Source organism: Streptomyces sp. NPDC096152 (assembly GCF_044763235.1).
Classification (GTDB): Bacteria; Actinomycetota; Actinomycetes; order Streptomycetales; family Streptomycetaceae; genus Streptomyces.
Genome location: NZ_JBIWFW010000008.1, coordinates 139680 through 166019 on the forward strand (window position 1 = coordinate 139680; position 26340 = coordinate 166019).

Below are 26340 nucleotides of genomic sequence, written 5' to 3' on the forward strand. Positions count from 1 at the left end.
GGGCAGCCGCGGGACCGGGACACCCCGGGCGGCGCTCAGGACCGCCCGCTCCCGCGCAGGAAGCGCCGCAGCCGGCTCAGCGGCCAGGCGTTGACGACGTCGTCCGGGGTGAGCCAGCCGCGCTGCGCCGTGCCCACGCCGTAGCGCAGGTACCCCAGCTGCGGCACGGAGTGGGCGTCGGTGTCGACGGCGAACTTCACGCCGTACCGCCTGGCCCGCAGGATGTCCTCGTCGCCCAGGTCGAGGCGGTCGGGCTGGGCGTTGACCTCCAGCGCGGTGCCGGAGCGGGCGCACGCGTCGAACACCTCGTCCCAGTCGGCGTCGACGCCCGCCCGGCGGCCGATCAGCCGGGTCGTCGGATGGCCCAGTACGTGCACGTGCGGGTTCTCGCAGGCGCGCACCAGCCGCTCGGTCATCGCCTTGCGGTCCAGGTCGAAGTGGGAGTGCAGGGACGCCACACAGAGGTCGAAGCCGGCCAGGAAGTCGTCGGGCCAGTCCAGCTCGCCGTCGGGACCGATGTTGAGCTCCGTGCCGTGCAGCAGCTGCATCCCGTGGTGGGTGCCGTCCAGGGCCCGCAGCCGTTCCCGCTGGGCGAGGATCTTCTCGTCGGTCATGCGCTGCATGTACAGGCGCGGCGCGTGGTCGGTGACCGCGTAGTAGGCGTAACCGCGTTCGGCGGCGGCCGCGACCATGGTCTCCAGCGGCGCGAGCCCGTCGGTGAGGTCGGTGTGGGTGTGCAGGTCCCCGCGGATGCCGCGCTCGGTCACCACCTCGGGCAGCTCGCCGCGCTGGGCGGCCTCGATCTCCCCGCGGTCCTCGCGCAGCGTGGGCGGGATCCACGGCAGGCCGAGCCGGGCGTAGACCTCATCCTCCGTGCGCGAGGCCACCGACTCCCCGCTCTCCACGTCGAACAGGCCGTACTCGGAGAGCTTCAGGCCCTGCCGGACGGCGAGGGTGCGGGTACGGATGTTGTGCGCCTTGGAGCCGGTGAAGTACTGCAGGCCCGCGCCCCAGGAGGCCGGCGGCAGCACGCGCAGGTCGACCTGGACGCCCCGGGAGGTGCGCACCGACGTCTTCTTCGGTCCGTGCGCGATCACCTCGGCGGTCACCGGCAGCGCGGTGAGCGCGTCCATGAACGGGGCGGACGCGCGCGCGGCGACGAGCACGTCGATGTCGCCCACGGTCTCCTTCATCCGGCGCAGCGAACCGGCGTACGCGCAGCGCCGGCAGCCGGTGACCCGGGACAGCTCGCCGACGATCTCCTCGGCGGTGTCCAGGGCGACGTGCAGCGGGATGCGGTCACCGGTCCGCCGCAGCAGCTCGATGCCGTGCAGGATGTTCTCCTGGGTCTTCGCGCCGAAACCCTTCAGGTCGCGCAGCGCGTCCGAGGCGATCGCCGCGGCGAGCTCGTCCACCGAGCAGATGTGCAGGTCCTGGTGGAGCCGCAGCGCCTTCTTCGGGCCGAGCGTGGGGATGGCGATGAGTTCCCGCACCCCGGCCGGGATCTTCGCGCGGCGTTCCTCGACCACGGCGACGCTGCCGGTGCGCAGGTACTCGAGCACCTTGTCGGCGATCGACCGGCCGACGTTGGGGATCTCCCGCAGCCCGTGCGCGTCCAGATGGGAGATGTCGACGGGGTACCCGCCGATCGCGCGCGCGGCCTTCTCGTAGGCGCGCACCTTGAAGGCGTCGCCTCCCGTGATCGCGACGAGGTCCGCGTACTCCTGAAGGAGCGCCTCGACCTCCTCGTTGGGCCGGGCCACACCTCAAGTCTAGGGGGGTTCGTTCGGATCAGGCCGGATCAGGCCGCGGCGTCCGGTGCGGTGGATCGCAAGGCGGAGGACCGCCCGCGTACTTGGATGTACTCGGGTGGTCCGACAACGCGGCGAGGCGCCGTGCCGGGCGTCGCGGACCCGGGCTGATCCAAACGAAACCCCCCAGGAAGCGAGGCGCCCGGCGGGCGAGCCGTGGGCGGGTGCGCGGGGTGGAGGACGGCTGGAGTCTCGCTCGGGGGGCCGTCCACGGCCGTGGCCCGGCGGGGCCCGGTCTGTAACGCTCGGCCGAGAGGTTCCACGGGCCAGGAGAGACCGGCGACGGTCTCTCGACACTCTGCACGGGGGAGTTGCGCATGCCCAACACCACATCGTCCGTCGACCACCTCCCGGAGACCGCGCCGGCGGCCCCGCAGGGCGCCCAGGCCGCCGTGGGAACCCTGCTCCGCCAGCTGGTGCTGGCCACCGGACCGCTCACGGTGCTCCAGGCGGGCTGCCCGCACGAGTCGACCGTCGTCCGGCTCGCCCAGGCGCTGAGCGAGAACGGGCGCGGCCGGGTCGTGTGCTGCGAGCCGGAGGGCGCGCGGGCGGCCGCGGCGGCCGCGGCGATCGAGGCGGCGGGACTCGGGCGGTACGCCGAGGTGCGGGCGGGCAGCCCCGAGCGGATGCTTCCCGGCGTGCCCGGACCGGTCGACCTCCTGCTGCTCGACGGCCGGCCGGAGTCGTACCTTCCACTGCTGAGCCTGCTGGAACCCCGGATGCTGCCGGGGGCCGTGGTCGTGGCCTGCGGGGTGCGCCAGGTCGCCCGGCGGTGCGCGGAGTTCCTCGCGCACCTGCGTCTGCCCGGCGGCGGCTACGTCTCGCTGCCCCTCCCGTTCGGCGCCGGCCTGGAAATGGCCGTCTGCGCCCGCTGAACCGCCGCGCCGCCTCCCGCCCCGGCGCACCGCGCACCGACGCACCGCGCCCCGGCGCAGCGCACACCGCGCCCCGGCGCATCGCACCGCGCACGAGTCTCTCCACCGCGCACCGCAACCGAAGGGAACGATGTGTCCCCCCGCGTGTACACCACCTCACCCGTGCGGCGGGTGCTGGTCAGCCACCTCCTGCGGCCCGCGCTGCGGGCGCTGATCGCGCTCGGCAGCATGCACGTGGCCACCTTCTGGCACCCCGAGCTCGGCTCCCCGCCCCTGCCGTGGTTCTGCGACGACGGCACCGAGGAGCTGCGGCGCCTCCTACAGGCAGGCTCGAGCGCCGTTCCAGACACGCCCGAAAGCCTGACGACGACACCCACCCCGCGACCCTTCCGAGGAGAGTTGTGATGAGCGACGAGCGTCTGGTCGGCACCTGGACCACTCAGCTGGACGACGACGGCAAGGCGGTCCCCGGGCTGGTCTCCTTCTCGGCCGACGGCGGGGTCGTCTCGACCCAGCTGAACACCAAGAACATCGGCCTGGGCACCTGGCGCTCCACCGGCCCGGACACCTTCGAGTACGGCTTCCACATCCTCGCGGCCGACCCCGAGGGCAACCACGTCGGCGAGGCCCACGTCCGGGTGGAGGGCGAGTTCGTCTCCGGCACCGCCTGGCAGGGGACGGGCGGCGCCCAGTTCTTCGACCCGCAGGGCACCGAGCTGCGCGGCCACTCCGGGTCCAAGGTGACCGCCGCGAAGTTCGGCGTCGACGACTGATGCTGCGCGACCGTCTCCGGGGGGAGCTGGTGGAACCCGCCGACCCGGGCTTCCCACTGGCCAGGCAGCTGCAGAACACCGAGTACGACACGGTCCGGCCGCACGCCGTCGCCTACTGCGAGTCGGAGGACGACGTCGTGGCCTGCCTGCGGCACGCGCGCGAGCACGGGCTGCGGGTGCACGTGCGGGGCAACGGCCACAGCATGAACGGCTGGTCGACCGGCGAGGGCCTGGTCGTGGACCTGTCCCGGATGAACCACGCCGTGTCCGAGGGCCCCCTCGTCCGGCTCGGGGCGGGCACGCAGTCGCTGGACGCGCTGGACGCGCTGAAGCCGCAGCGCCGCCAGATCGTCACCGGCACCTTTCCCACGGTGAGCGTCGGCGGCTTCCTGACCGGCGGCGGAATCGGCTGGCAGACACGGAAGTTCGGGGTGGGCAGCGACCGGATCGCCGCGGCCCGCGTGGTGCTGGCCGACGGCCGCACCGTGCGCTGCTCCGCGACCGAGGAACCGGACCTGTACTGGGCGCTGCGCGGCGGCGGTGGCGGCAGCTTCGGCGTCGTCACGGAGTTCGCGGTGCGTCCCGTCGACGCCCCGGTGATGACGGGCTTCGAGACGCTCTGGGCGTACGAGGACGCCGTGGACGTCCTCACCGCCTGGCAGGAGTGGTGCGTCGAGGGTCCCGACGAACTGGGCACCTCCCTGGTCGTGCTGCCCGGCATGTTCGGTCCCGGCGGCCGTCCCGTGGTCCGGGTGTGGGGCGTGCACCTGGGCCCGACCGAACAGCTCGCGGCCGAGCTGGACGCCCTCGCGGAGCGGGCCGCGGCCAAGCCGCTGAGCCGGACCGTGGGGCCCCGGGGCGTGTACGCCGACGTGATGCACGAGGCACTGTGCGGTTCGAAGACCGTGGCGCAGTGCCACCGCACCGGTTCGGGGCCGGAGGCCGAGGGACACCGCCATCCGTACACCCGGCAGAGCTACCGGCTGACCGCACGGGCCGCCACCCGCGCCCAGTCCGCGGCGCTGCTCGACGCCTGGGACGCCTCGCTCGACCGGGAGGGCCGGGAGAGGTACCTGCTGTGCATCGCGGTCGGCGGCGCGGCCAACCGGGTCCCGCGGACGGAGACCGCCTATGTGCACCGGGACGCCCGTTTCCTGATCGGCTATCAGATGGCCTGCCGGGACGTGACGGCGGACCCGGGGGCCCAGGCCCGGCTCACCGCCTGGGCCGACCGCGCGGCCGGGGCGCTCGCCCCGCTCGCCTGCGGTTCGTACATCAACTTCCCCAGTTCCCGGGTGAGCGAGGACTGGGAGACCGACTGCTTCGGCGAGAACCGCGCCCGGCTGCTGGAGGTGAAGCGGGCGTACGACCCGGAGAACTTCTTCCGGCACGCACAGAGCATCGGCGGCCGGCCCCCGACGACCAAGGTGGCTTCATGAGGACCGATCTGAAGGACAAGGTGGTGCTGGTCACCGGCGCCTCCTCGGGCATCGGCCGGGCGACGGCCGTGGCCTACGGCGAGGAGGGCGCCCGCGTCGCGATCACCTACCACAGCAACGAGGACGGCGCCCGGGAGACGGCCCGGCTGGTGGCCGAGGCGGGCGGCACGCCGCTCGTCGTGCGCTACGACCTCGCCGACGAGCGGTCGATTCGGGACGCCGTCGGCCGGGTCGCCGAGGAGTGGGGCGGCATCGACGTCCTGGTGGCCAACGCCGTGGTGTGGAGCGAGGCGATCCCGCGCCCCGGCCGGCCGGTCCCGCGCTTCGAGGACGTACCGGCCAAACAGTGGCAGGAGGTGCTGCACACCTCCGTCGAGGCGGTCTTCCACACCGTCCAGGCCGTGCTGCCGTGGATGCGGGGTCGTGACTGGGGCCGCATCGTGCTGATCGGCGCGGGCCTCGCGGACGCGGGCAAGCCGGGCGCCGGAGCCTACGGCGCCGGCAAGTCGGCGCTGTTCGGGCTGACGCGCAGCCTCGCGTGGGAGCTGGGACCCGAGGGGATCCTGGTCAACATGGCCGTCCCGGGCCAGACGGCCACCGAGACGGTACGCGCCAACGTGCCCGCCTCCTTCCTGGAGGAGAAGGGCAGGAGCCTGCCCTCCGGGCGGATGTCCGAGCCGCGGGACGTGGCCAACGCCGTGGTCTTCCTCGGCTCCGCGGCCAACGGCAACACCAACGGCGAGACCCTCCGCGTCACCGGCGGAGCCTGACCCTCCCGCCCCCCTCGCCCGGCCCCGTCGCTCTCCAGGGATCTTCCAAGCGCCCTCGAGAGCGGCGGGGCTCAATTGCGTCCGCCGCGATACGACTTGAGGAGGCACCCATGACGGAGACCACCAGCCCACCCACCGGGAGCGAGGCGCCGGCCTACCCGATGACCCGGCGCTGCCCGTACCAGATGCCCGTCGGCTACGAGGAGTTGCGGGAGCGCGGGCCCCTCACCAAGGTCACCCTGTACGACGGACGCCAGGTGTGGCTGGTCGCCGGGAACGAGGCCGGCCGGGCCCTGTTCCCCGATCCGCGCCTGTCCTCCGACGTCCTGCACCCCAACTTCCCCTTCCTCGCCCCCCGGATCGCCGCCCAGACGCAGCAGCGGGCCGCGCCGCCGCTGGTCGGCGTCGACGACCCCGAGCACGGGCGGCAGCGGCGCATGGTGATCCCCGGCTTCGGGATCCGGCGGATCGCCGCGCTGCGCCCGGAGATCGAGCGGATCGCCGACGGGCTGGTCGACGAGATGCTCGACCGGGGCAGCCCCGCCGAACTGCTCTCCCAGTACGCGCTTCCGCTGCCGTCCGCGGTGATCTGCGCGCTGCTCGGCGTGCCGTACGAGGACCGCGGCTACTTCGACGAGCGCTCCCGGCACGTGCTGTCCTCCTCCGGCGAGGGAGAGGCGGAGCTGGCCCGGACGGCCTTCACCGAGATCCTCACCTATCTGCACGACCTGATCCAGCGGAAGGAGAAGCAGCCGGGCGACGGCCTCGTCGACGACCTCATCGCCCACCAGCTCGCCGAGGGCGCCCTCGACACCCACGAACTCGCGATGATCTGCTCGCTGCTGCTGGTCTCCGGCCACGAGACCACGTCCAACATGATCGCGCTCGGCACCGTCACCCTGCTCGAACACCCCGACCAGCTCGCGATGCTGCGGGCGGACGACACCCTGCTGCCGGGCGCCGTCGAGGAGCTGATGCGGTTCACCTCCATCGGCGACGTGCTGATGCGGGTGGCGGTCGAGGACATCGAGATCGCCGGGCAGACCATCCGCGCCGGGGACGGCGTCGCCATGTCGACCATGCTGATGAACCGCGACCCGCGGGCCTGGGAGAACCCCGACTCCTTCGACATCACCCGCTCCGCCGGCCGGCACGTCGCCTTCGGCTACGGCATCCACCAGTGCATCGGCCAGAACCTGGCCCGGGCCGAGATGGAGATCGCCTTCCGCACCCTCTTCCGGCGCATCCCGGGGCTGCGGGTGCCGGTCCGCGCCGACCGGCTGCCGCTGAACGCCCCGTACGTGCTCCAGGGCGTCGCCGAACTCCCCGTCGAGTGGTGACGGAGGACCAGGTGACCATCAGCATCGCGACGGACCGCTGCATCGGCGCCGCCATGTGCGCCCTGACCGCGCCCGAGGTCTTCACCCAGGACGACGACGGCGTGAGCCGGCTGCTCCCCGGCGCGCCGGACCGCGCCGCGGACGGCCGGGTCCGGGAGGCCGCCCGGGCCTGCCCGGTCCAGGCCATCACCGTCCACGAGGCCTGAGCCGCCCGCCCCGCCGCCGGTGAACCGGTGTCGAGCCGGTCTCGACGGCGCTTCGAGAGCGGCGGGACAGGGTGACGGACATGGAGATTCGCAGCCTCGACGGTGACGACCCGGCGACCCTCGCCGCCCTGCTCCCCGGGTTCCGGGAGACCATGCGCCTGGAACTGCCCGCGGACCCGCCGGTGACCGAGGCGCTCCTCGCGCGGCTGTTCCAGCGCCGCCACGGCACGGAGCGGATCGTGCTCGCCGCCTACGACGGGAACACCCCGGCCGGAGTGCTGAAACTCGGCCTCGACCTGGGTGACCCGTCCGGCCCGGGGCACGGTTCGCTCTGGGTCTTCCCCGGCTTCCGCCGGCGCGGCGCGGGCCGGGCGCTGGCCACCGCGGGCCGCTTCGCGCTGCGCGACCGCGGACGCGACCTGCTCCTGGCCGACGCTCCCGCCGGGGCTGCCGCGGAGCGCTTCGCCGCGGCGCTCGGCGCGGAACGCACCGGCGAGACCGTGCGCAACCGGCTGCGGCCGGCCGGGCCCGCCCGCGAGGCGCTGCGCGCCGCGGCGGCCCGCCCCGTGCCCGGCTACCGCCTGGTGCACTGGACCGGCCCCTGCCCCGACGACCTCGTCGACTCCTACGCCCGCGCCTGGAGCGCCCTGGACGAGCGGGTCAACGGCCAGGCCCGGGTACGCCGTCCGGCGGCCGCCGACGTACGGGCGCGGGAGGCCGAGGCGGCCCGCGCGGGACACCGGCCCCACGCGGTGGCGGCGCTGCCCGAGGACGGCGGCGGCGTCGTCGCCTACAGCACCCTCTTCGTGCGCGACAGCCCGATGGCGGACGCCGGCGAGACGCTGGTGCTGCCGGAGCACCGGCGGCGGGGCCTCGCCACCCGGCTGAAGGCCGAGCTGCTGCTGCGGGCGGACCGGGAGAACGAACACCTCGCGCTGGTCCAGGTGTTCAACGACACCGGCAACACCGCCGTCGTCGCCCTCAACCGCAAGCTCGGCTTCGAGGCCGACTCCCACTGGACGACGTACGCGCTCAAGGTCTGAGCGCCCGGCGGACCACCCACCGGTCCCCGCTGATGCGAGAGGAACCCATGACCACTGTGAGCCCTGTCGGGCAGCGCGCGCGCAACGCGGACCTGGTACGTCATCTGTACGAAGTGCTGTACCGCGATCACCGCTTCGAGGAGGCCGGCCGCCTCTTCCACGCGGAACACGCCGACCACGATCAACTGGCCGGGCCCGCCGCGGGCGGCCCGGTCGGCCACTTCCGGTCCCTCACCGAACGGTTCCCGGACCTGCGCGCGGACATCGACCACATGGTCGCCGACAACGACCGGGTGATGCTGTTCGCGACCTGGACCGGGCGGACCCCCTCCGGTGACGAACTGCGGCTGCACACAGCCGAGTTGTACCGTACCCGGGACGGCCGCATCGCCGAGCACTGGAACGTGGCCGACCGCGACGTGCTCGCGGCGCACGGCGTGCCCGGACTCGAGGGCGACGGCGAACAGCCCGCCGCGCCCGGCCTGCACGGCCCGCACAGCGCCGCCGAACAGGCCAACGCCGAGCTGGTGCTCGGGGCCTACCGCGAGGTCTTCAGCGAGCACCGGCTGGAGCTCGCCGACCGCTACTACCACCACGACTACCGGCACCACAACATGCGCACCGACGCGGTGCCGGACGGGCTCGACGCCTTCAAGGCGTTCTTCGCGGACAACATCGCCGCCTTCCCCGACCTGGTCACCACCGTCGACCACATCGTCGCCGCCGAGGACCGGGTGATGGTCCTGGTGACCTGGACGGGCACCCTCACCGGGGCGTGGAGCGGCGGCGGTCCCTCCGACCTGCCGCTGCGGATGCGCACCTGCGACCAGTTCCGGATCGAGGCAGGCAAGGTGGCCGAGCACTGGGAGGTCGTCGACTACCTGGCGCTGCGCCGGGCAGGGCTGCCGACCCCGTGAGCGCCCCCGCCGTCCCGACCGAGACCGACTAGAGAGGGCTCCGCGATGACTTCCAGTGACGCACCCGTACTGATCGTGGGCGGCAGCCTGGTGGGCCTGTCCGCCGCCGTCTTCCTCGCCCACCACGGCGTCCGCTGCACCCTGGTGGAGCGCCACCCGGGCACCTCCGTCCATCCGCGCGCGGTCGGCTACTACCCCCGCACGGCGGAACTGCTGCGCCAGGCCGGCGTCGAGGACGCCGCCCGGCGGGAGGCCGCGGGCTTCGAGGCGCACCGCACCCGCGCCGGCGTGACCTCCCTGGCCGGTGAGGTGCTGTTCAGCAAGGAGGAGCTGGAGGGCGGCGACGAGCTGGGCGACCTCACCCCGTCCCGGCTGCTGCTGCTCCCGCAGGACCGGCTGGAGCCGCTGCTGCGCGACCGTGCCGTGGAGCTCGGCGCCGACCTGCGCTTCGGCACGGAGCTGCTGTCCTTCGCGGAGGACCCGGACGGGGTCACCGCCGTCCTCGCCGACCGCGACGGCGGCACCCGCACCTTCCGCAGCGACTACCTGGTGGCGTGCGACGGGCCGCGCAGCACCGTGCGCGAGGCGCTCAAGGTGCCGCGGCGGGGCCGCGGGGTGCTGTCCCGCCATGTGAGCATCGCCTTCGGCGCCGATCTGCGCCCGGTGCTCGGCGACCGCCGCTACAGCGTCGTCCATGTGAAGAACCCCGACGTCACGGGAATCCTGGTGCACGACGACACCCTGACCGGGGGCACCCTGATCGTCGGCTACCGCCCCGAGGACGGCGAGAGCCTGGACGACTTCACCGACGCCCGCTGCGCCGAGCTGGTCACCGCCGCCGTCGGCTCGCCCGAGGTGGAGGTGACGATCCGCTCCCGCTTCCCCTGGGACATGGCGGAGCAGGTCGCCGAGGAGTTCGTGCACGGACGGGTGCTGCTCGCCGGGGACGCCGCGCACGTCGTGCCGCCCACCGGCGGGTACGGCGCCAACACCGGCATCGCCGACGCCCACAACCTTGCCTGGAAGCTCGCCCTGGTCGTCGACGGAGTCGCCGGAGCGGACCTGCTCCGGACGTACGACGCCGAGCGCCGGCCGGTCGCCGCGTACACGGCGGAGCAGGGGTCCCTGCAACTGGCCGTGCGGTCCGGCAGCGCCCCCCCGGAGCAGCAGGCGGCCACGGCGGACGCGCTGACGGTGACGATGGGCCAGGCCTACCGGTCCACCGCGGTGGTCCCCGAGCCGGGCGCCGAGGCGCTCCCGGCGCCCGCCGACCCCCGGACGCTGCGCGGCCGGGCGGGCACCCGGGCGCCGTACGTGGTGCTGGCGCGGGACGGCGCGCCGGTCCCGACCCTCGACCTGTTCGGCGGCGGCTTCGTGCTGCTGGCCGGGGAGCGGGGCGGGGAGTGGCTGACCGCGGCCGCGGCGGCCGCCGCCGCGCTCGGGCTCAAGCTCACCGCGCGCCGGGTGGTGCCGGGCACGGGCGGCGGGTCGGGGACCCTGGCGGACCCGGACGGCCAGTGGGCGGAGCGCTACGGCGGCCTGGCGGCCGAGGGCGCGGTGCTGGTGCGGCCGGACGGGGTCGTCGCCTGGCGCTCGCCGGGCGCGGACCCGGCGGGGGAGGAGGCCGCGGTCCTGACGGCGGTGCTGCGGACGGTGCTGGCACGGGGCTGACACTTCGGGCCGGGGGAACGGCACGCCCGCCGCGCCCCCGGCCCGTTCGCCGTGTGCGGGCGGCCCGTTCGCCGTGTGCCCTCGGGTCCGGCGCCGGGTGCCTCACGCCCTGGTCGCCGGGTGCCGCCGGGGGTCAGGCCGACTCGGCGGCCTCCTGCTGCAACTCGCCGATGGAGTCGACGTACTTGATGAGCAGCCGGGCGAACTCCAGCCGCTCCTCATCCGGCCAGTCCCGGGTGATGCGCTCGAACGCCGAGCGCTGGTGGCTGCGGAAGCGGGCGAGCATCTCGTGTCCGTCCGGGGTGAGCTGGAGGATCGTCCGGCGTCCGTCGCGCTGCGAGGCGGCGCGGACCAGATAGCCGGCCGTGATGCAGTCGGAGACCATCCGGCTGGCCACGGAGGGGTCGACGGCCAGCCGCTCGCCGACCACGCCGACGGTGATCTCCTGGCCCTCGTGCTCGGGGCCGTCCTGGACGATGTTGAGCACGAGTGTCCTCGTCATGTCCTTGCGGGACACCTGCTTTTCGACATTCAGGGCCTGGGTCCGCCGCAGGCGCGAGAACGCGGGTCCCACGGCGTCGAGCAGTTCCGATGCCCGCGGCGGACTCTGTGTCGAAGTCTCCATGCACGCATTCTAGGCGACTTGATTACGTCGAGCGAGCATCTGTATGCTATCAATCTACTGCATGTGTGAAAACATATATCTGCTCGCCAGCACATAAGCTGGCGCCGAGCGAGAGGAACTCGCCGTGTCAACGGGGAAGACTGAGCGGGACCACGACTTCGATGTGCTCGTCGTCGGCGGCGGGCCCGTCGGCATGCTGCTCGCCGCGGAACTGCGCATCTCCCGGGTCCGGGCCGTGGTGCTCGAGCGCCTGCCCGAGCGCACCCCGCACTCCAAGGCCTTCGGCCTGCACGCCCGCTCCCTGGAGTCCCTCGACCGGCGCGGCCTGGTCGGGCGCTTCCGCGAGGGCGCGCGGTCCTGGAACAACGGCCACTTCGCGGGCCTCGACGAATGGGTCGACTTCTCGGCCCTGGACAGCTCCCACGCCTACGCGCTGCTCTCGGAGCAGACCAGGACCGAGCGGCTGCTGGAGGAGCGCGCCGCCGAGGTCGGCACGGAGATCCGGCGCGGCCACGAGGTCACCGCCGTGCGCCAGGACGCCGACGGCGTCGAGGCGGACGTGACCGGCCCCGACGGCGCCTACACGCTGCGCGCCCGCTACGCGGTGGGCTGCGACGGCGGGCGCAGCCTGGTCCGCCGGGAGGCCGGCATCGCCTTCCCCGGCACCGGCGGCCGCGTCACCGCCCGCCTCGGCGACGTGAAGCTCGCCGACCGGGAGAACGCCCCGATGGGCATGGAGCGCACCGAGCGCGGCCTGCTCTTCTGCGTCCCGCTGGACGACACCTACCACCGCGTGTCCACCTTCGACTTCCATGCCGAGCGGGAGCCCGGCACGGAGCTCACCCTGGACGAGCTCACCGCGAGCCTGCGCGAGATCTGGGGCAGCGACCTCGGCGCGCACGACCCGCGCTGGCTCTCCGTCTTCACCGACTCCGCCTGCCAGGCCGACCGCTACCGCGAGGGCCGGCTCCTGGTCGCGGGCGACGCCGCCCACACCCACTTCCCGGTCGGCGGCCAGGGGGTCAACCTCGGCCTCCAGGACGCCTTCAACCTCGGCTGGAAACTCGCCGCCACCGTCCACGGCTGGGCGCCCGAAGGGCTGCTCGACACCTACGACCGGGAGCGCCAGGCCCCGGCCCGCAAGGTGCTGGCCAACACCCGCGCCCAGATCGCGCTGATGAACCCGGACCCGTACGTCACCCCCCTGCGCGAGCTGTTCACCGACCTCATGCGCAAGGACCAGGTGAACCTGTACCTCGCCCAGATGCTCAGCGGCGTCACCGTCCGCTACGAACTCGACGGACCAGCCCACCCGATGCTCGGCGACTTCGCCCGCGACCTGCCGCTGCGCACGGAGGACGGCGAGAAGACCCTGCCGGAGTACCTGAAGCGGGGCACCGGCGTGCTGCTCGACCTGACGGGCCGTCCGGAGATCGGCCAGGTCTACGAGAAGTGGGGCGCCGGCGTCTCCTGGGCGGGCCGGGTCCGTCACGTCCGCGCCGAGTGCGGCCAGGAGCGGGAGCTGTCCGGCCTGCTGGTCCGCCCCGACGGGTACGTCGCCTGGGCCGCGGACCGGGACATGCCGGAGGCGGAGCTGCGCGAGTCGCTGGGCACCGCGCTGGCCGCGTGGTTCGGCACCGTCTGACCGGCCTCCGGTCCCGTCGTGTCATTACCCGAGAGGAGCATCGTGAGCGCGCCGCCCTGGTCGAAGGAACTGCTGCGGAAGAGTGACCTCATCACTCCGATGGCGATCAGGGTGGCCGCGACCCTGCGGCTCTCCGACCACCTGGCGGCCGGCGCGGTCACCGTCGACGCGCTGGCCCGTGAGACCCACGCCGACCCGGACGCGCTGCGCCGCCTGCTCGGCCACCTCGTGACGGCCGGGCTCTACCGGGAGCTCCCCGAGGGCGGCTACGAGACGACCGGGCTCGGCGACCTGCTGCGCGGCGACGCCCAGGGCTCGGGCCGCGACTGGCTCGGCCTGGACGGGCCGACCGGCCGGGGCGAACTCGCCTTCTTCCGTCTGCTCGACGCCGTCCGCACCGGCGCCCCTGTCTACGCGGAGCTCTACGGCCGCGACTTCTGGGCGGACGTCGAGGCGGACCCCGCGGCCGCCGAGTCCTTCGGCCGGCGGATGGCGGCGAGCATGGAGTGGGTGACCCCCGCGCTGCTGGCCCAGGGCGACTGGCGGGGCGTCCGGCACGTCGTCGACGTCGGCGGCGGCAGCGGCGCGCTGCTCGCGGCCGTGATCGCCGCCGCGCCCGGCGCCCGGGGCACGCTCGTCGACCTCGAAGGACCCGCCGGGGCGGCCGAGTCGGACTTCGAGGCGGCCGGTCTGCGGGAGCGCTGCCGGGCGGTCGTGGGCAGCTTCTTCGAGCCGCTGCCGCCCGGCGCCGATGTGTACCTGCTGGCCAACGTGCTGCTGAACTGGCCGGACGACCGGGCCGGGACCATTCTGCGGCGCTGCGCCGAGGCCGTCGCCCCGGATGGGCGGGTCATGGTCGTCGAGGGCCTGCTCGACATGCAGACCGACCAGACCGACCTGGACCTGCGGATGCTCGTCTATCTGGGCGGCCAGATGCGCACGACCGGCCGGCTGCGCGAGCTGGGGGCCGCGGCCGGGCTCGCGCTGCGCCGGGTCACCAGCCTGGGCCCGGTCCGGTCGCTCGCCGAGTTCACCCGGGCCTGAGCCCCCACCCACCGGCCTGCCGCCCCCGGTCCACCGACCCGCAGCCCCCCGTCCACCGCACCCCCGGCCGCCACCGGAGACCACCCGCACCAGCCCCGTACGAACCGACCCCTACGAACCGACCCCTACAAACCGACCCCTACGAACCGACCCGTACGAACCGACCCGCACGAACCGACCCGCACGAACCCGTACGGGCCCTTGCGGCCCCGCACGACCCCACCCCCACGCGCACCGCGCGATCGACCCGAGCACGACCCGTACCACGAGCACCATTCCCCCCATCAGCAAGAGGAGCACGTTCATGCGTATCGTCCGTCACCACGAGTTCGGCGCCCCGTCGGTGCTGCGAGTCGAGGAGGCAGACAAACCGGCGCCCGGCCCCGGCGAGGTGCTGATCCGCACCGAAGCCGTCGGAGTCAACTTCGCCGAGTGTCAGCGCCGCCAGGGCATCCCGGTGGGCGGCCCCGCCGTCCTCCCCGGATCCCCGGGCGGCGACGTGGCCGGCACCGTCGAGGCCGTCGGCGAGGGCGTCACCCAGGTCCGCCCCGGGGACCGGGTGGTCACCGGCGTCGGCGCCGACGGGTACGCCGAGTACGTCGTCACCCGCGCCGACTGGCTGTTCGCCATTCCCGAGGGCATCGACGCCGGCCAGGCCACGTCCCTGCCGATCCCCGCGCAGACCGCCTACCACGTCATCGTCACGGCCGGACGGCTCCGGGAAGGGGAGTCGGTGCTCATCACCGCCGCGGCGGGCGGCATCGGCCACCTGCTGGTGCAGATGGCCAAGGCGCTCGGGGCGGGCAGCGTGATCGCAGCCGCGAGCAGCCCGGACAAGCTGGACTTCGCCGCCTCGCTGGGCGCCGACGTCACCGTCGACTACAGCCAGGACGGCTGGGAGGAGAAGGTCCTCGCCGCCACCGGCGGGCAGGGCGTCGACCTGGTGCTGGAGACCGTCGGCGGCGACGTCCTCACCAAGAGCGTCAACCTGACCGCCGCCTTCGGCCGGACCGTGGTCTACGGCACCGCCGGCGGAGAGGTGCCGGCGGTCGAGGTCCGCGACATCTTCGACAACCGCACCGTCACGGGCTTCAGCATGTGGGGCGTGATGCGCCACCGGCCCGACGCCATGGCCGAGGGTGCGCGGGAGCTGCTGGACATGGTGGCGTCGGGCAAGGTCCGGCCCGTCGTGCATGCCGAGCTGCCGCTCGAAGAGGCCGCCGCCGCCCACGAGTTGATGGAGGCACGCGCCCAGCTCGGGCGGGTGGTCCTCGTTCCCTGAGCCGTAGGCGCTTTTCCGCGTCCAAAGGGCTTGCGCACCGTGCACCGATATGTAGACTCTCATACACGTGCATGAGTGCATGTAAATTGTAACCCGGATCCCTGGGCGGAGCCGCGGCACGGCCGCGGCTCGAAAGTCACTTCCTAGTTGGGAGAACACCATGCGAATCGTCCGCCACTACGAGCACGGCGCCCCGTCGGTGCTGCGTGTCGAAGAGGCGGAGAAGCCGCAGCCCGGACCGGGCGAAGTGCTGATCCGCTCCGAGGCCGTCGGTGTCACCTTCGCCGAGGTCCAGCGGCGCCAGGGCATCCCGATCGGCGGTCACGCCGAGCTGCCCGGCGCCCCCGGCGGCGACGTCGCCGGCACCGTCGAGGCGCTCGGTGAGGGCGTGACCAACCTCCGCGTCGGCGACCGTGTCGTCGTCGACGTGGACCGCGGTGCCTACGCCGACCACGTCGTCGCCGACGCCGCCTGGGCCATCTCCATCCCGGCCACCATGGACGCCGCCGAGGCGACCCTGCTGCCCAGCCCGGCCCAGACCGCGTACCACGCGCTCAAGGAGGCCGGTCAGCTCAAGCCCGGCGAGACGGTCCTGATCGACGCCGCGTCCGGCGGTGTCGGCCACCTCGCCGTGCAGATCGCCAAGGCGATGGGCGCCGGCAAGGTCATCGCCACCGCCAGCACCCGGGCCAAGCTGGACTTCGTCCGCGAACTCGGTGCCGACGTCACCGTCAACTACACCGACGAGGACTGGGACGAGCAGGTCAAGGCCGCCACCGACGGCCGCGGCGCCGACGTCGTCCTCGAGACCGTCGGCGGCGACATCCTCACCAAGAGCATCGCCCTGACCGCCCAGTTCGGCCGGCTGGTCTTCTACGGTTCGGCCAGCGGCGACATCCAGCCGGTCAACCCGCTGATGCTCAGCCGGATGAAGACCGTCGCCGGCTTCGCGCTCTACGCGATGCTCTACAACAAGCCCGAGGCCATCGCCGCGGGACAGCGCGACCTGCTCGACATGATCGGCAGCGGCAAGGTGCGCCCGGTCGTCCACGAGCGACTGCCCCTGACGGACGCCGTCAAGGCGCACGAACTGATGGAGGCGCGCGCCCAGCTCGGCAAGGTCGTCCTGGTTCCCTGACCGGGCCGGCCGGGCCGCTCCGACCGCCTCTCCCAGACGGTGGCCGGCCGCGCTGTCCCCCGGGTGCGGCCGGCCACTGCTCCACCCACCCGCACAGTGAAGTGAAGATCCCCTTTTCGGACAGCTCACGACGCCGGCCGCCCCGCGCGGCCGGCGGGACGGGGACGGAACACCACTCGTAGGGGCGCCGCCCCATGCGGATTTCAGATCCTCACCGAAAGGTCACTTCCGTGTCATCCCCGACAACCGGGTCCCACAGCGTGGGAACGGGTGCCCCGCTCGCACCCCAGACGAAGATCAAGACCGTGATGACCGCCTGCATGCTGGCGATCTTCCTGGCGATGCTCGACGCGCAGATCATCGCCACCGCGCTGCCCCGCATCGTCGCCGACCTCGGCGGCCTCGACGTGTTCGCCTGGGTGACCACGGCGTACATCATCACCAGCAGCGTCACCACGCCGGTCTACGGCAAGCTCGGCGATCTCTTCGGCCGCAAGAAGGTCTTCCTGATCGCCATCGTGCTGTTCCTGGCCGGCTCGGCCGCCGCCGGCGCCGCGCAGTCCATGGAACAGCTCATCGTGTTCCGCGTCCTCCAAGGGCTCGGCGCCGGCGGCCTGTTCGTCTCCGTGCTCGCCATCATCGGCGAGCTGTTCAGCCCCCGCGAGGGCGCCAAGTACTTCAACCTCTTCGGCATCGTCTTCGCCGCGGCCGCCCTCGCCGGGCCCGCGATCGGCGGACTGCTCACCGACCTGCTCAGCTGGCACTGGGTGTTCCTGATCAACCTGCCCATCGGGCTCGTGGTGTTCGGGATGATCGCCACCGGCCTGCATCTGCCGCCCAAGTCGCGGCGCGCGCACATCGACTACGCGGGATTCACCACCCTCAGCCTCGCCATCGTCTCGCTCACCCTGCTCGCCAGCTGGGGCGGGGTGAAGTACGACTGGACGTCGCCGCAGATCCTCGGGCTCGGCCTCGCCGCCGTCGTCATGGGCGTCCTGTTCGTGGCCGCCGAGCGGCGCGCCCCGGAACCGGTCATCCCGCTCCACCTGTTCCGCGACTCCACCTTCACCATCAGCGTCGTGGTCAGCCTCGCGGCCGGTGTCGTCTTCCTCGGCGCGGTCAACTTCCTCGCCCTGTACGTGCAGGTGGTCACCGGAGCCAGTCCCACCATGTCCGGCGTGGTGCTGCTGCCGATGATGTTCGGCCTGGTCGCCTCCTCGGTGGTCAGCGGCCGGGTCATCACCCAGACCGGGCGCTACAAGTGGTACCCGGTGCTCAGCATGGTCACCGGCATCGGTGGCGCGCTGCTGTTCGCCACCATGGACACCGGCACCCCGCGGGTCGTCGTCGTCGCCTACATGCTGCTGTTCGGCATCGCCGCGGGCCTCAACATGCAGGTCCTGACGATGGCCGCGCAGAACACCGCGCCGCGTGACGACATCGGCGCCGTCCACGCCACGGTGTCGTTCTCCCGCCAGCTCGGCAGCACGCTGGGCATCTCGGTCTTCGCCGCGATCTTCTACGACCGGCTGACCGAGGAACTCGGCAAGCGGGTGCCCGCCGGCGCGCTCCGCGGCGTCGACCACAACTCGCTCACCTCGCACGAGGTCCTCGACAAGCTCGCCGCTCCCGTGCGGGACGCGGTCGAGCAGTCCTACGTCACCGCGCTCACCCCGGTCTTCCTGGCCGCCGTGCCGGTGCTCCTGGTCGGCCTGGCCGTCGCCCTGCGGATGAGGAACCTGCCGCTGCGCTCGTGGGACCACCACGGAGGGGAGGAGAAGGCCCGGGAGCACCCCGCAGCCGAACACTGACCGCACCACGGCCCCGCTCCGGGCCGCCCCGAACCGCCCTCCCGCGCCGGCGTCACCACACGCCCGCGGGAGGGCGGTCCGCGCGTCCGGACCCGAACGCGCCCGTGCCGTAAGCCGGTTCCGTACGCGCCCGCGCCGTACGCCGGTTCCGTACGCACCCCCGCCGAGCGTCCCCGGGGCGCCCCCGCCTACCCGACGTCCCCGGCGCGCGCCCGCCGTACGCCCCTGCCGTACGCCCCTGCCGAGCGCGCCCGGACGCTTCAGCGCTCTTCGAGCCCCCCTCGACACCCCGCGGCCATCGTCGGCAGCACCGCACCGTACGAAGACGCCGAGGGCGACCTGGAGGCTTGTGTGACGACGACCGAAGACCCCACCACGACGGCAGCGGCGGTCGACCCGGGGCCGCTGATCAAACTGACCATCGCGGACTGCGCCGCCAAGGTGCTGCACAGCGCCGTCGCGCTCGGTGTGTTCGGCGCGCTCGCCGACGGCCCCCGCGAGGCCGCGGAGGTGGCCCGGCGCACCGGTACGCACCACCGGATGCTCCCCGACTTCCTGGACGCCCTCGCCGGGCTCGGCCTGCTGGAGCGCACCGACGGCCGCTACCGCAACTCCGCCCTCGCGCAGACCTACCTGGTGCCCGACTCGGCCTCCTACCTCGGCGGCTTCATCGAGCTCACCAACGAGACCCTGTACGGGACCTGGGGCCGGCTCACCGAGGCGCTGCGCACCGGCGAACCCCAGCATCTCGACCCCGACAAGGGCGGGTTCGTGGGCGACCGGCACCAGGACCCCGCGAAGATGAAGCGGTTCCTCGCCGGCCTCGATGCCTACAGCGACCGGATGGGCGCCGAACTGGCCCGCCGCGTCGACTGGAGCCGGTACTCCTCCTTCACCGACCTGGGCGGCGCCCGCGGCAACCTCGCCGCCGTCCTGGTCCAGGCCCACCCCCACCTCACGGCGACCTGCTTCGACCTGGAGCGCACCCGCCCGCTGTTCACCGAGCACATCTCCGGACTCGGCCTCGCCGACCGGATCGCCTTCGCCGGCGGCGACTTCTTCGCCGACCCGCTGCCCGCCTCGGACGTGGTCGTGCTCGGCCACATCCTGCACGGCTTCGACACAGAGCGGCGCGTCGAGCTGCTGCGCCGGGTCCACGACGCGGTGCGCCCCGGCGGCACCGTGCTCGTCTACGACCGCATGATCGACGACGACCGCAGCGACCCCGAACGGCTGCTCAGCAGCCTGCACATGAGGCTGGTCAGCCAGGACGGCTCCGAGTACCGGATCGCGGACTGCCACACCTGGCTGCGCGAGGCCGGCTTCACCGGCGCCGGTGCCGAGCCGCTGCTCGGCACCCACACCCTCGTCACGGCCCACAAGGAGGCAGCGGCATGAAGCAGGAGCAGACTCCCGTCCTCATCGTCGGCGGCGGCCTCACCGGCCTGTCCGCGGCCGTCTTCCTGGCCCGGCACGGCGTACGGGCCACCCTCGTGGAACGGCACGCCGACACCTCCACCCACCCCAAGGCCCGCGCGATCAACCCGCGCACCATGGAGCTGTACCGCGCGGTCGGCATGGAGGAGCGGGTGCGGGCCGGCCGGTCACCCATCTCCGGCAACACCGACCTGGTGCACGTGGAGACCCTGGCCGGCAAGGAACGGGTGCGGATGCCGAACGCGTCCATCGAGGACATCGGCCGGATCAGCCCCGCCCAGTGGACGCTCATCGACCAGAACCAGCTCGAGCCCATCCTGCGCGCCCGCGCCGTGGAGGCGGGCGCCGACGTGCGCTTCCACACCCGTGTGGAGGCGGTCGAGGAGGACGCGGACGGCGTCCTGGTCCGGATCAGGGACCTCTCCACGGACACCGAGTCGGAGATCCGCAGCCAATACGTGATCGCCGCCGACGGGAGCCGCAGCCCGCTGCGCGGGATGCTCGGCATCGGGGCGCACGGGCGCGGCACGATCACCAACCTGGTCAGCTTCTTCTTCGAGGCCGACCTCGACGAGGCGCTCCGCGGACGGCGGATCATCGCCGCCTACGTCAACAATCCCGAGGTGCGCGGCACGATCATCCCCCTCGACAACGACCGCCGCTGGGTCATCAACGTCTCCTTCTTCCCCGACCGGGGGCAGAGCGCCGAGGACTTCACGGAGGAGCGCTGCATCGAGCTGGTCCGGGCGGCGGTGGGCGTGCCCGGCCTGCCGCTGAAGATCGAGTCGGTGGACATGCCGGCCTGGGACATCTCCGCCCGGCTCGCGGACCGCTTCGCCACCCGCCGGGTCTTCGTCGCGGGGGACGCCGCCCATGTCATGCCGCCCACCGGGGCGTTCGGCGCCAGCACCGGCATCCAGGACGTGTACAACCTGGCGTGGAAGCTGGCCCTGGTGCTGTCGGGCGCGGCGGGCCCGGCCCTGCTGGAGAGCTACGACCAGGAACGGCGTCCGGTCGCCGAGGAGACCGTACGGCAGGCGATGCTGCGGTTCGCGGTCCGCGAGGGCAAGCAGTACCACGAGGTCGCCGACGAACTGCTCAGCGAGACGACGATGACCTTCGGCTACTGCTACCGGTCCGGTGCCTTCGCCGCGGAGGAGGGCACCCCCGGCACGGTCGTCGAGGACCCGGAGCACCCGAGCGCAGCCCCCGGCACCCGGGCCCCGCACCTGGTCCTGGACGGCCCCGACGGACCCCTGCCCGTGGGCGACCTGTTCGGCGACGGGTTCACCCTGCTGGTGGACGAGGCGGCGGGGCCGTGGCAGGCCGCGGTCGAGCGCGAGGCCGAGGCGCTCGGCGTCTCCCTGAAGTCGGTACGGATCGGGCCGGGGGCCCGCCTCGCCGACCGTGACGGCGAGTTCCGGCAGCGCTACGGCGTCCTGCCCGGCGGCGCGGTGCTGGTCCGCCCGGACGGGTTCGTCGGCTGGCGGGTCACCGCGGGCCGCTCCGGCCCGGTCGACCGCTCGGCCGTCGCCGCCCTGCGCGCCATCCTGGACCGCGCCTAGAGAGCCCTTGCACGTACGGACGTCCGCGGTGTGCACCCGGCTCGGGGCACACCGCGGACGTCCGTGGTGAGGAGGCGCCTCACGCCGAGGCGCGCCCCAGGATCCGGCCGAGGGCCGTCAGCAGCGCCTCGGCGGGCTTCGCCGGCAGGTCCCGGGAACGCCAGGCGACGAACCCGTCCGGCCGGACCAGCACCGCGCCGGACGAGTCCACCCCGTACCGGGTGAGGAAGCGCTCCACCGTCGCGCCCGGCTCCTGCGCCCCGACGCGGTGGAAGGAGACGCCGGCCGGCAGGGCGTCCGCCGCGCAGGCGCTCTCCCAGGCCGCGCCCTCGGGCCCGGCCAGCAGCCAGAACCCGCCGTCGAACAGGTCGTGCAGCGGCATCTCCTTGCCCGCCCTGACGACCGGCAGGTGCGGGGCCCGGGTGCCCGGGCGGCCGGAGGGGGCGGTCGGGTCCTCGACGGGGGCGCCGTCGTCGGGGCCGCCCTCGGCGATCACGGCGCCGGAGCGGTAGACATGGCCGAAGAGCACGGTGGTCTCCGGGCGGTGCCGGGCCGCGGCCGCTTCGTCCAGCCCGCTGCGCTGGAGATAGCGGATCACCCCCTGGTCGACGGTGAACTCCGCGACCGGCGCCCGCTCCTGCTCGTAGCTGTCCAGCAGTTCGGGGGCCGCCTGCCCGCGCAGGACGAGGGCGAGCTTCCACGCCAGGTTGTGCGCGTCCTGGACGCCCATGTTGCCGCCGAAGCCGCCGGTGGGCGGCATGACGTGCGCGCAGTCCCCGGCCAGCAGCACCCGGCCGGAGCGGAAGCGGTCGGCCACCCAGGCGGCGATCTCCCAGCTCGTCGCCGACTCGATCCGCACCGGGAGGTCCGGCACCCCCACCGCCGCCCGCACCAGTTCGACGCACTCCCGCGTCCCGTACTCCTGGTGCCGGGCCCCCGGCGGCAGGCTGGGCGCCAGGACCCAGCGGCCGGAGCCGTCGCCGCCGAGCTTGCCGAGCACGCCCTTGATCCGGTCGTTGTTCACGAAGCAGAGGAAGAAGGTCCGGCCCGCGACGTACGGGTCGAGATCGGCGTGGAAGACGACGTTCATCTGCCGGCCGAAGACGCCCTGCCCGTGCCGGCCGATGCCGAGCGAGGAGCGCACCGGCGCCCGGAACCCGTCCGCGGCGACCAGGTACTCGGCCCGCACCGTGTACTCGACGGGCCTGCCGTCGTCCCCCGGTCCGCGCAGTACGGCGGTGACCCCGTCGTCGTCCTGGGTGAACCCGGTCATCTCCGTGCCGAACCGGAGGTCGGCGCCGAGCTCCACGGCGCGGTCGCGCAGCACCGGCTCGAAGCGGTCCTGGCCGATCAGGGTCCAGCCGGTGCCGCCCACGTCGTTCGGGTCGTGGCGGAACGGCCCGTCGAACCGGCCCAGTTCGGGCCCGGCGAGCGACTCGGCCTGCAGCACGTCGCCGTAGTGCGCGTGCGGGTTCTCGTTGGCGCGTACGGCGTCCTCCAGGCCCAGCGCGCGCATCAGCTCCATGGTGCGCGGACTGGCCGCCTGGGCGCGCGGGTGCGCCGAGATCTCCGCGTGCCGCTCGACCAGCAGCGGGCGGATGCCCTGCCGGGCCAGGAACAGGGCCTGGGCCAGCCCCACCATGCTGCCGCCCACGATCAGAACGTCGGTCGTCTCTTCTGCCATACCGGCTCCCGGACAGGTGCGTGTGCTCGGACAGTTGGCCCGATGCAACCTCCGCCCCCTCGAAGGGGGCTCGTGGCCGGTGCGAACCGGTCATCCGGGGCACAGGGCGACCCCAGGCGGATTCGAGTGGTGCCCGAGGCGCGGCTGACAGTTTCGAGTCGCCCGAGCCCGACCGACATGTGCGACTGGCACGCCTAGGAGGACCGGAACCATGGTGGAGGCGTTGAGTGTGCTGGTGCTGCTGGGCACCGGCCTGGTGGCGGGGGTGCTGTTCGCGGTCGCGCTGAGCGTGGTGCCCGCGCTGATCGCGATGACCCCCGAGCGGTACGTGGACACCCACCGGCTGCTCGGCCGGCGCTACGACCGGATCATGCCGTTCATCGTCACCGGCTCCACCGCCGTCGACGTGGGTCTCGCGATCCGCGCCTCCGGCGCCCCCCGGCTGCTGTTCGCGCTGGCGGCGCTGTGCATGGCCGGGGTCGCGGTGGTGTCGCAGACCCGGAACGTCCCCATGAACCGGAGGGTCAAGCAGACCCGGCCGGAGGATCTGGGACCCGGCTGGCGGGACCCGCGCCCGGCCTGGCGGGACTGGCACCTGGTGCGCACCTGCTGCGCGGTCGCGGGCTGCGCGCTGACGGCGGCCGCGGTGGTGCTGTCGTGAGCGCCGAGATCGTACGGGACCTGCCCGAGGGCGAGGAACGGGCCGCCGCCGACGCCCGGATGCGGGACCTGCTCACCCGCCCGAACCCGGGGCCGCTCGCCGAGCGGATCGCGCTGCTGCACTTCACCGGCCGGCGCACGGGACGGCCGTACACGGTGCCGGCCGGGGTGCACACGCTCGGCGGCGATCTGGTGGTGGCCACAGGCAGCGGCTGGCGGCACAACTTCGAGGGCGGCGCGACGGGGGCGCTGACCTGGCGCGGCCGGAACGTCCCGGCCCGCTTCGCGCTGGTGACCGACGTGGAGCGGACCGCCCGCGGCTATCTGGAGCTGTACCGCAGGTACGGGGAGGCGGCACCGCGCCGGCTGGGCATCGCGGTGCGCGGCGGGCAGGCGCCCGGCCTCGGCGCGTTCCGCGAGGCGGTGGTGCGCCGCGGCCTGTCCCTCGTGACCGTCGAGACGGCGGGGACCGGCGACGCGCCCGGTGCGGCCGCCGCCACGGCCGGGCCCGGCGCACCGGAAGCATCCGAGACAGCGAACGAGAGGACCCCACGATGAGCGGACTGGCCGGCTGGGTGGACTTCGAACGGGACCTGGTGCCCGAGGCGCCCACCGTGCGCGCCATGGCGGACACCCTGGCCCATCGCGGGCCCGACGGCCCGGGGGAGTGGATCGAGGGGCACGCGGCGCTGGCCCACCGGCGGCTGGCGCTGCTCGACCGCTCGCACGGGCAGCAGCCCGCGGTCGCCGAGTCCGCGTCCGGGCAGCCGCTGGCGGTGCTCGTGCTCGACGGGGCGATCACCAACGAGCCCGAGCTGCGGCGCGAACTGGCCGCCCGGGGCCACCGGTTCACCGGGCGCGGGGACGCCGAGGTGGCGGTGCACGCCTTCCTGGAGTGGGGCACGGACTTCGCGGCGCGGCTGGAGGGGCTGTTCGCCCTGGCCGTGTGGGACGTCGTCCGGCAGGAGCTCCACCTGGTCCGCGACCGGCTCGGGGTCAAGCCGCTGGCGTACTTCCTGACGCCCTCGGGTGTGCTGTTCGGCTCCGAGCCCAAGGCGCTGCTGGCCCACCCGGCGGTGCGGCCGCTGGTGGACGCCGACGGGCTGCGCGAACTGTTCGCGCACAGCCGGAAGCCGGGCACGGGCGTGTTCCACGGGATGTGCGAGGTGCTGCCGGGCCATGTGCTGACCGTCCGGCACAGCGGCACCGGCCGGCGGCGCTACTGGTCGCTGCCCGCGCGGCGGCACGAGGACACCCCGGAGGCCACCGTCGCCACCGTGCGCCGGCTGCTCGGCGAGGCGGTGGCCACGCATCTGCGGGCCGACGTCCGGGTCGGCGCGATGCTCTCCGGAGGCATCGACTCCAGCGCGCTGACCGCGCTCGCCGCCCGCGCGGTCACCGCCTCGGGTGCCGGCCGCCTGAGGTCGTTCTCGGTCAACTTCACCGGCTACGCGGAGAACTTCGAGCCGCACCCCACGATGCGCGCCACCCCCGACGCGCCCTACGCGGCGCTGGCGGCGGAGCACATCGGCACCGAGCACACCGAGATCCTGCTGGACACCGCGGCGCTCGCCGACCCGAAGGTGCACGCCGCCGCACTGCGCTGCCAGGACACGCCCTCCCCGCTCGGCGACATGGACGTCTCGCTGCTGCTCTTCTTCGAGGCGCTGCGCGGCGCCGGGGTCACCGCGGTGCTCTCCGGGGAGACCGCGGACGAGGTGTTCAACGGCTACTTCTGGTCGTACGACCCCCGGCACAGCAACTCGACGACCTTCCCCTGGATCTCCTTCGAGCGCGGCCACGACGCCGCCGCCGGCGGGCTCGGCTGCTCCCTGGTGGACCACTCGCTGCGCCGCGAGCTGAACTTCATGGAGTACGCCGACCAGCACTACCGGGACGCGCTGGCCGAGGTGCCGCACGTGGCGGGCGAGAGCCCGGCGGAGCGCCGGGCCCGCGAGATCACGTACCTGGCGCTGACCCGGTGGGCGCCGACCCATCTGGACCGGGCGGACCGGATGAGCATGGCGCACGGGGTGCAGCTGCGCCCGCCGTTCTGCGACCGGGCGCTGGTGGAGTACGTGTACAACGTGCCGGCCGAGCTGAAGCGGGTGAACGGGCAGGAGAAGAGCCTGCTGCGGTCCGCCGTGGCGGATCTGCTGCCCCGGCGGGTCCTGGAGCGGCCCAAGAGCGCCTACCCGACCGTGCAGGAGGCGGCGTACGGCGAGTTCGTGCGGCACCGGTTCGGCGAACTGGCGAAGGACACCGCGGCGCCGGTCGCCCCGCTGCTGGACGCGCGGGCGACGAGCGCGGCCCTGGACGCCGCCGGCGCGCCCAGCGGGGCCTTCGCCTGGGTGGAGCGGGCCAGCATGGAGATGGTGCTCCAGCTCAACACCTGGCTGACCGAGTACGGGGTCGAGCTGCGGCTGTGAGCCCGGCGCGAAAGTTCCCGCCGGGAGGAGACATGTGCCACTTGTCACGCATGTGCGAGATGGAATAAGGTGCGGGAAGTCATACAGTTTTGCCGGACGCCCTCCTGGGCGTCCGGCCCCGCGAATTCGATCCGCGCCCGTTTTCCGCCTCCCCCGGCGAAGTTTGTTGAAGCAT

The 26340-nt window shown here is 73.6% G+C and carries 23 protein-coding genes; 20 read left to right on the forward strand and 3 right to left on the reverse strand.

Translation table 11 applies throughout. The annotated features are described in order from the left end of the window. Window positions 1-35 precede the first annotated feature (35 nt). A complete protein-coding gene (gene polX, locus ACIQ9G_RS26495; RefSeq protein ID WP_403614108.1) occupies window positions 36-1763 on the reverse strand; it encodes a DNA polymerase/3'-5' exonuclease PolX in 1728 nt (575 codons plus the stop codon). Window positions 1764-2128: 365 nt separating this feature from the next. Between polX and ACIQ9G_RS26500 the strand changes: the two genes are divergently transcribed. The 10 genes from ACIQ9G_RS26500 (at window position 2129) to ACIQ9G_RS26545 (ending at window position 10845) form a co-directional block, all read left to right on the forward strand. Then, complete coding sequence (locus ACIQ9G_RS26500; protein ID WP_403614111.1) at window positions 2129-2686, forward strand: O-methyltransferase; 558 nt, start codon at window positions 2129-2131, stop codon at window positions 2684-2686. A 144-nt stretch (window positions 2687-2830) separates the two neighbouring features. After that, window positions 2831-3091, forward strand: a complete 261-nt coding sequence (locus ACIQ9G_RS26505; protein WP_403614114.1) for a hypothetical protein — start codon at window positions 2831-2833, stop codon at window positions 3089-3091. Next, window positions 3091-3459 (forward strand): hypothetical protein, encoded by a 369-nt coding sequence (locus tag ACIQ9G_RS26510; protein ID WP_403614116.1) that lies wholly within the window; start codon window positions 3091-3093, stop codon window positions 3457-3459. Before ACIQ9G_RS26505 ends, ACIQ9G_RS26510 begins: the two co-directional genes overlap by 1 nt. After that, entirely contained in the window at window positions 3459-4898 is a 1440-nt protein-coding gene (locus ACIQ9G_RS26515) for an FAD-binding oxidoreductase (RefSeq protein WP_403614118.1), read from the forward strand. The genes ACIQ9G_RS26510 and ACIQ9G_RS26515 overlap by 1 nt, the downstream gene beginning before the upstream one ends. Further along, window positions 4895-5668: an SDR family NAD(P)-dependent oxidoreductase gene (locus tag ACIQ9G_RS26520; RefSeq protein WP_403614121.1), complete on the forward strand. Its 774-nt coding sequence runs from the start codon at window positions 4895-4897 to the stop codon at window positions 5666-5668. The genes ACIQ9G_RS26515 and ACIQ9G_RS26520 overlap by 4 nt, the downstream gene beginning before the upstream one ends. 110 nt (window positions 5669-5778) lie before the next feature. Continuing rightward, the gene (locus ACIQ9G_RS26525; RefSeq protein WP_403614124.1) at window positions 5779-7008 is read left to right on the forward strand and encodes a cytochrome P450; all 1230 of its coding nucleotides are present in this window, start codon (window positions 5779-5781) and stop codon (window positions 7006-7008) included. 11 nt (window positions 7009-7019) lie between these two features. Beyond that, window positions 7020-7214 carry a ferredoxin gene (locus ACIQ9G_RS26530; protein WP_392193616.1) on the forward strand — a complete coding sequence of 65 codons (195 nt, stop codon included), beginning with the start codon at window positions 7020-7022 and terminating at the stop codon, window positions 7212-7214. Between the two features lie 80 nt (window positions 7215-7294). Next, entirely contained in the window at window positions 7295-8257 is a 963-nt protein-coding gene (locus ACIQ9G_RS26535; protein ID WP_403614127.1) for a GNAT family N-acetyltransferase, read from the forward strand. A 47-nt stretch (window positions 8258-8304) separates the two neighbouring features. After that, window positions 8305-9174, forward strand: a complete 870-nt coding sequence (locus ACIQ9G_RS26540; protein ID WP_403614130.1) for an ester cyclase — start codon at window positions 8305-8307, stop codon at window positions 9172-9174. 45 nt (window positions 9175-9219) lie between these two features. Then, window positions 9220-10845: an FAD-dependent oxidoreductase gene (locus ACIQ9G_RS26545; RefSeq protein ID WP_403614133.1), complete on the forward strand. Its 1626-nt coding sequence runs from the start codon at window positions 9220-9222 to the stop codon at window positions 10843-10845. 133 nt (window positions 10846-10978) lie between these two features. On the opposite strand, the gene ACIQ9G_RS26550 is transcribed toward ACIQ9G_RS26545, so the two are convergent. Further along, complete coding sequence (locus tag ACIQ9G_RS26550; protein ID WP_392193620.1) at window positions 10979-11470, reverse strand: MarR family winged helix-turn-helix transcriptional regulator; 492 nt, start codon at window positions 11468-11470, stop codon at window positions 10979-10981. Window positions 11471-11594: 124 nt separating this feature from the next. Here ACIQ9G_RS26550 and ACIQ9G_RS26555 point away from each other — a divergent pair, with 124 nt between their 5' ends. From ACIQ9G_RS26555 to ACIQ9G_RS26585, 7 genes are all read left to right on the forward strand, one after another. Then, window positions 11595-13115, forward strand: a complete 1521-nt coding sequence (locus tag ACIQ9G_RS26555) for an FAD-dependent monooxygenase (protein ID WP_403614135.1) — start codon at window positions 11595-11597, stop codon at window positions 13113-13115. Between the two features lie 42 nt (window positions 13116-13157). Beyond that, a complete protein-coding gene (locus ACIQ9G_RS26560; RefSeq protein WP_403614138.1) occupies window positions 13158-14159 on the forward strand; it encodes a methyltransferase in 1002 nt (333 codons plus the stop codon). Window positions 14160-14463: 304 nt separating this feature from the next. Further along, window positions 14464-15441: a zinc-binding alcohol dehydrogenase family protein gene (locus ACIQ9G_RS26565; protein WP_403614140.1), complete on the forward strand. Its 978-nt coding sequence runs from the start codon at window positions 14464-14466 to the stop codon at window positions 15439-15441. A 160-nt stretch (window positions 15442-15601) separates the two neighbouring features. Next, complete coding sequence (locus ACIQ9G_RS26570) at window positions 15602-16579, forward strand: zinc-binding dehydrogenase (RefSeq protein WP_356194424.1); 978 nt, start codon at window positions 15602-15604, stop codon at window positions 16577-16579. Between the two features lie 230 nt (window positions 16580-16809). Then, a complete protein-coding gene (locus ACIQ9G_RS26575) occupies window positions 16810-18390 on the forward strand; it encodes an MDR family MFS transporter (protein ID WP_403614143.1) in 1581 nt (526 codons plus the stop codon). A gap of 351 nt (window positions 18391-18741) precedes the next feature. Beyond that, entirely contained in the window at window positions 18742-19788 is a 1047-nt protein-coding gene (locus ACIQ9G_RS26580) for a methyltransferase (RefSeq protein WP_403614145.1), read from the forward strand. Continuing rightward, window positions 19785-21392: an FAD-dependent oxidoreductase gene (locus ACIQ9G_RS26585; protein WP_403614148.1), complete on the forward strand. Its 1608-nt coding sequence runs from the start codon at window positions 19785-19787 to the stop codon at window positions 21390-21392. Before ACIQ9G_RS26580 ends, ACIQ9G_RS26585 begins: the two co-directional genes overlap by 4 nt. Before the next feature lie 79 nt (window positions 21393-21471). Here the strand turns inward: ACIQ9G_RS26585 and ACIQ9G_RS26590 are convergent, their stop codons facing one another. After that, entirely contained in the window at window positions 21472-23076 is a 1605-nt protein-coding gene (locus ACIQ9G_RS26590; protein ID WP_403614151.1) for an FAD-dependent monooxygenase, read from the reverse strand. Window positions 23077-23287: 211 nt separating this feature from the next. Between ACIQ9G_RS26590 and ACIQ9G_RS26595 the strand changes: the two genes are divergently transcribed. From ACIQ9G_RS26595 to asnB, 3 genes are read left to right on the forward strand one after another with little or no spacing between them, the layout of a single operon-like run. Next, window positions 23288-23737: a DUF1772 domain-containing protein gene (locus tag ACIQ9G_RS26595; RefSeq protein ID WP_403614153.1), complete on the forward strand. Its 450-nt coding sequence runs from the start codon at window positions 23288-23290 to the stop codon at window positions 23735-23737. Continuing rightward, entirely contained in the window at window positions 23734-24294 is a 561-nt protein-coding gene (locus ACIQ9G_RS26600) for a hypothetical protein (RefSeq protein ID WP_403614156.1), read from the forward strand. The genes ACIQ9G_RS26595 and ACIQ9G_RS26600 overlap by 4 nt, the downstream gene beginning before the upstream one ends. Beyond that, the gene (gene asnB / locus ACIQ9G_RS26605; protein WP_403614158.1) at window positions 24291-26165 is read left to right on the forward strand and encodes an asparagine synthase (glutamine-hydrolyzing); all 1875 of its coding nucleotides are present in this window, start codon (window positions 24291-24293) and stop codon (window positions 26163-26165) included. The genes ACIQ9G_RS26600 and asnB overlap by 4 nt, the downstream gene beginning before the upstream one ends. Window positions 26166-26340 lie beyond the last annotated feature (175 nt).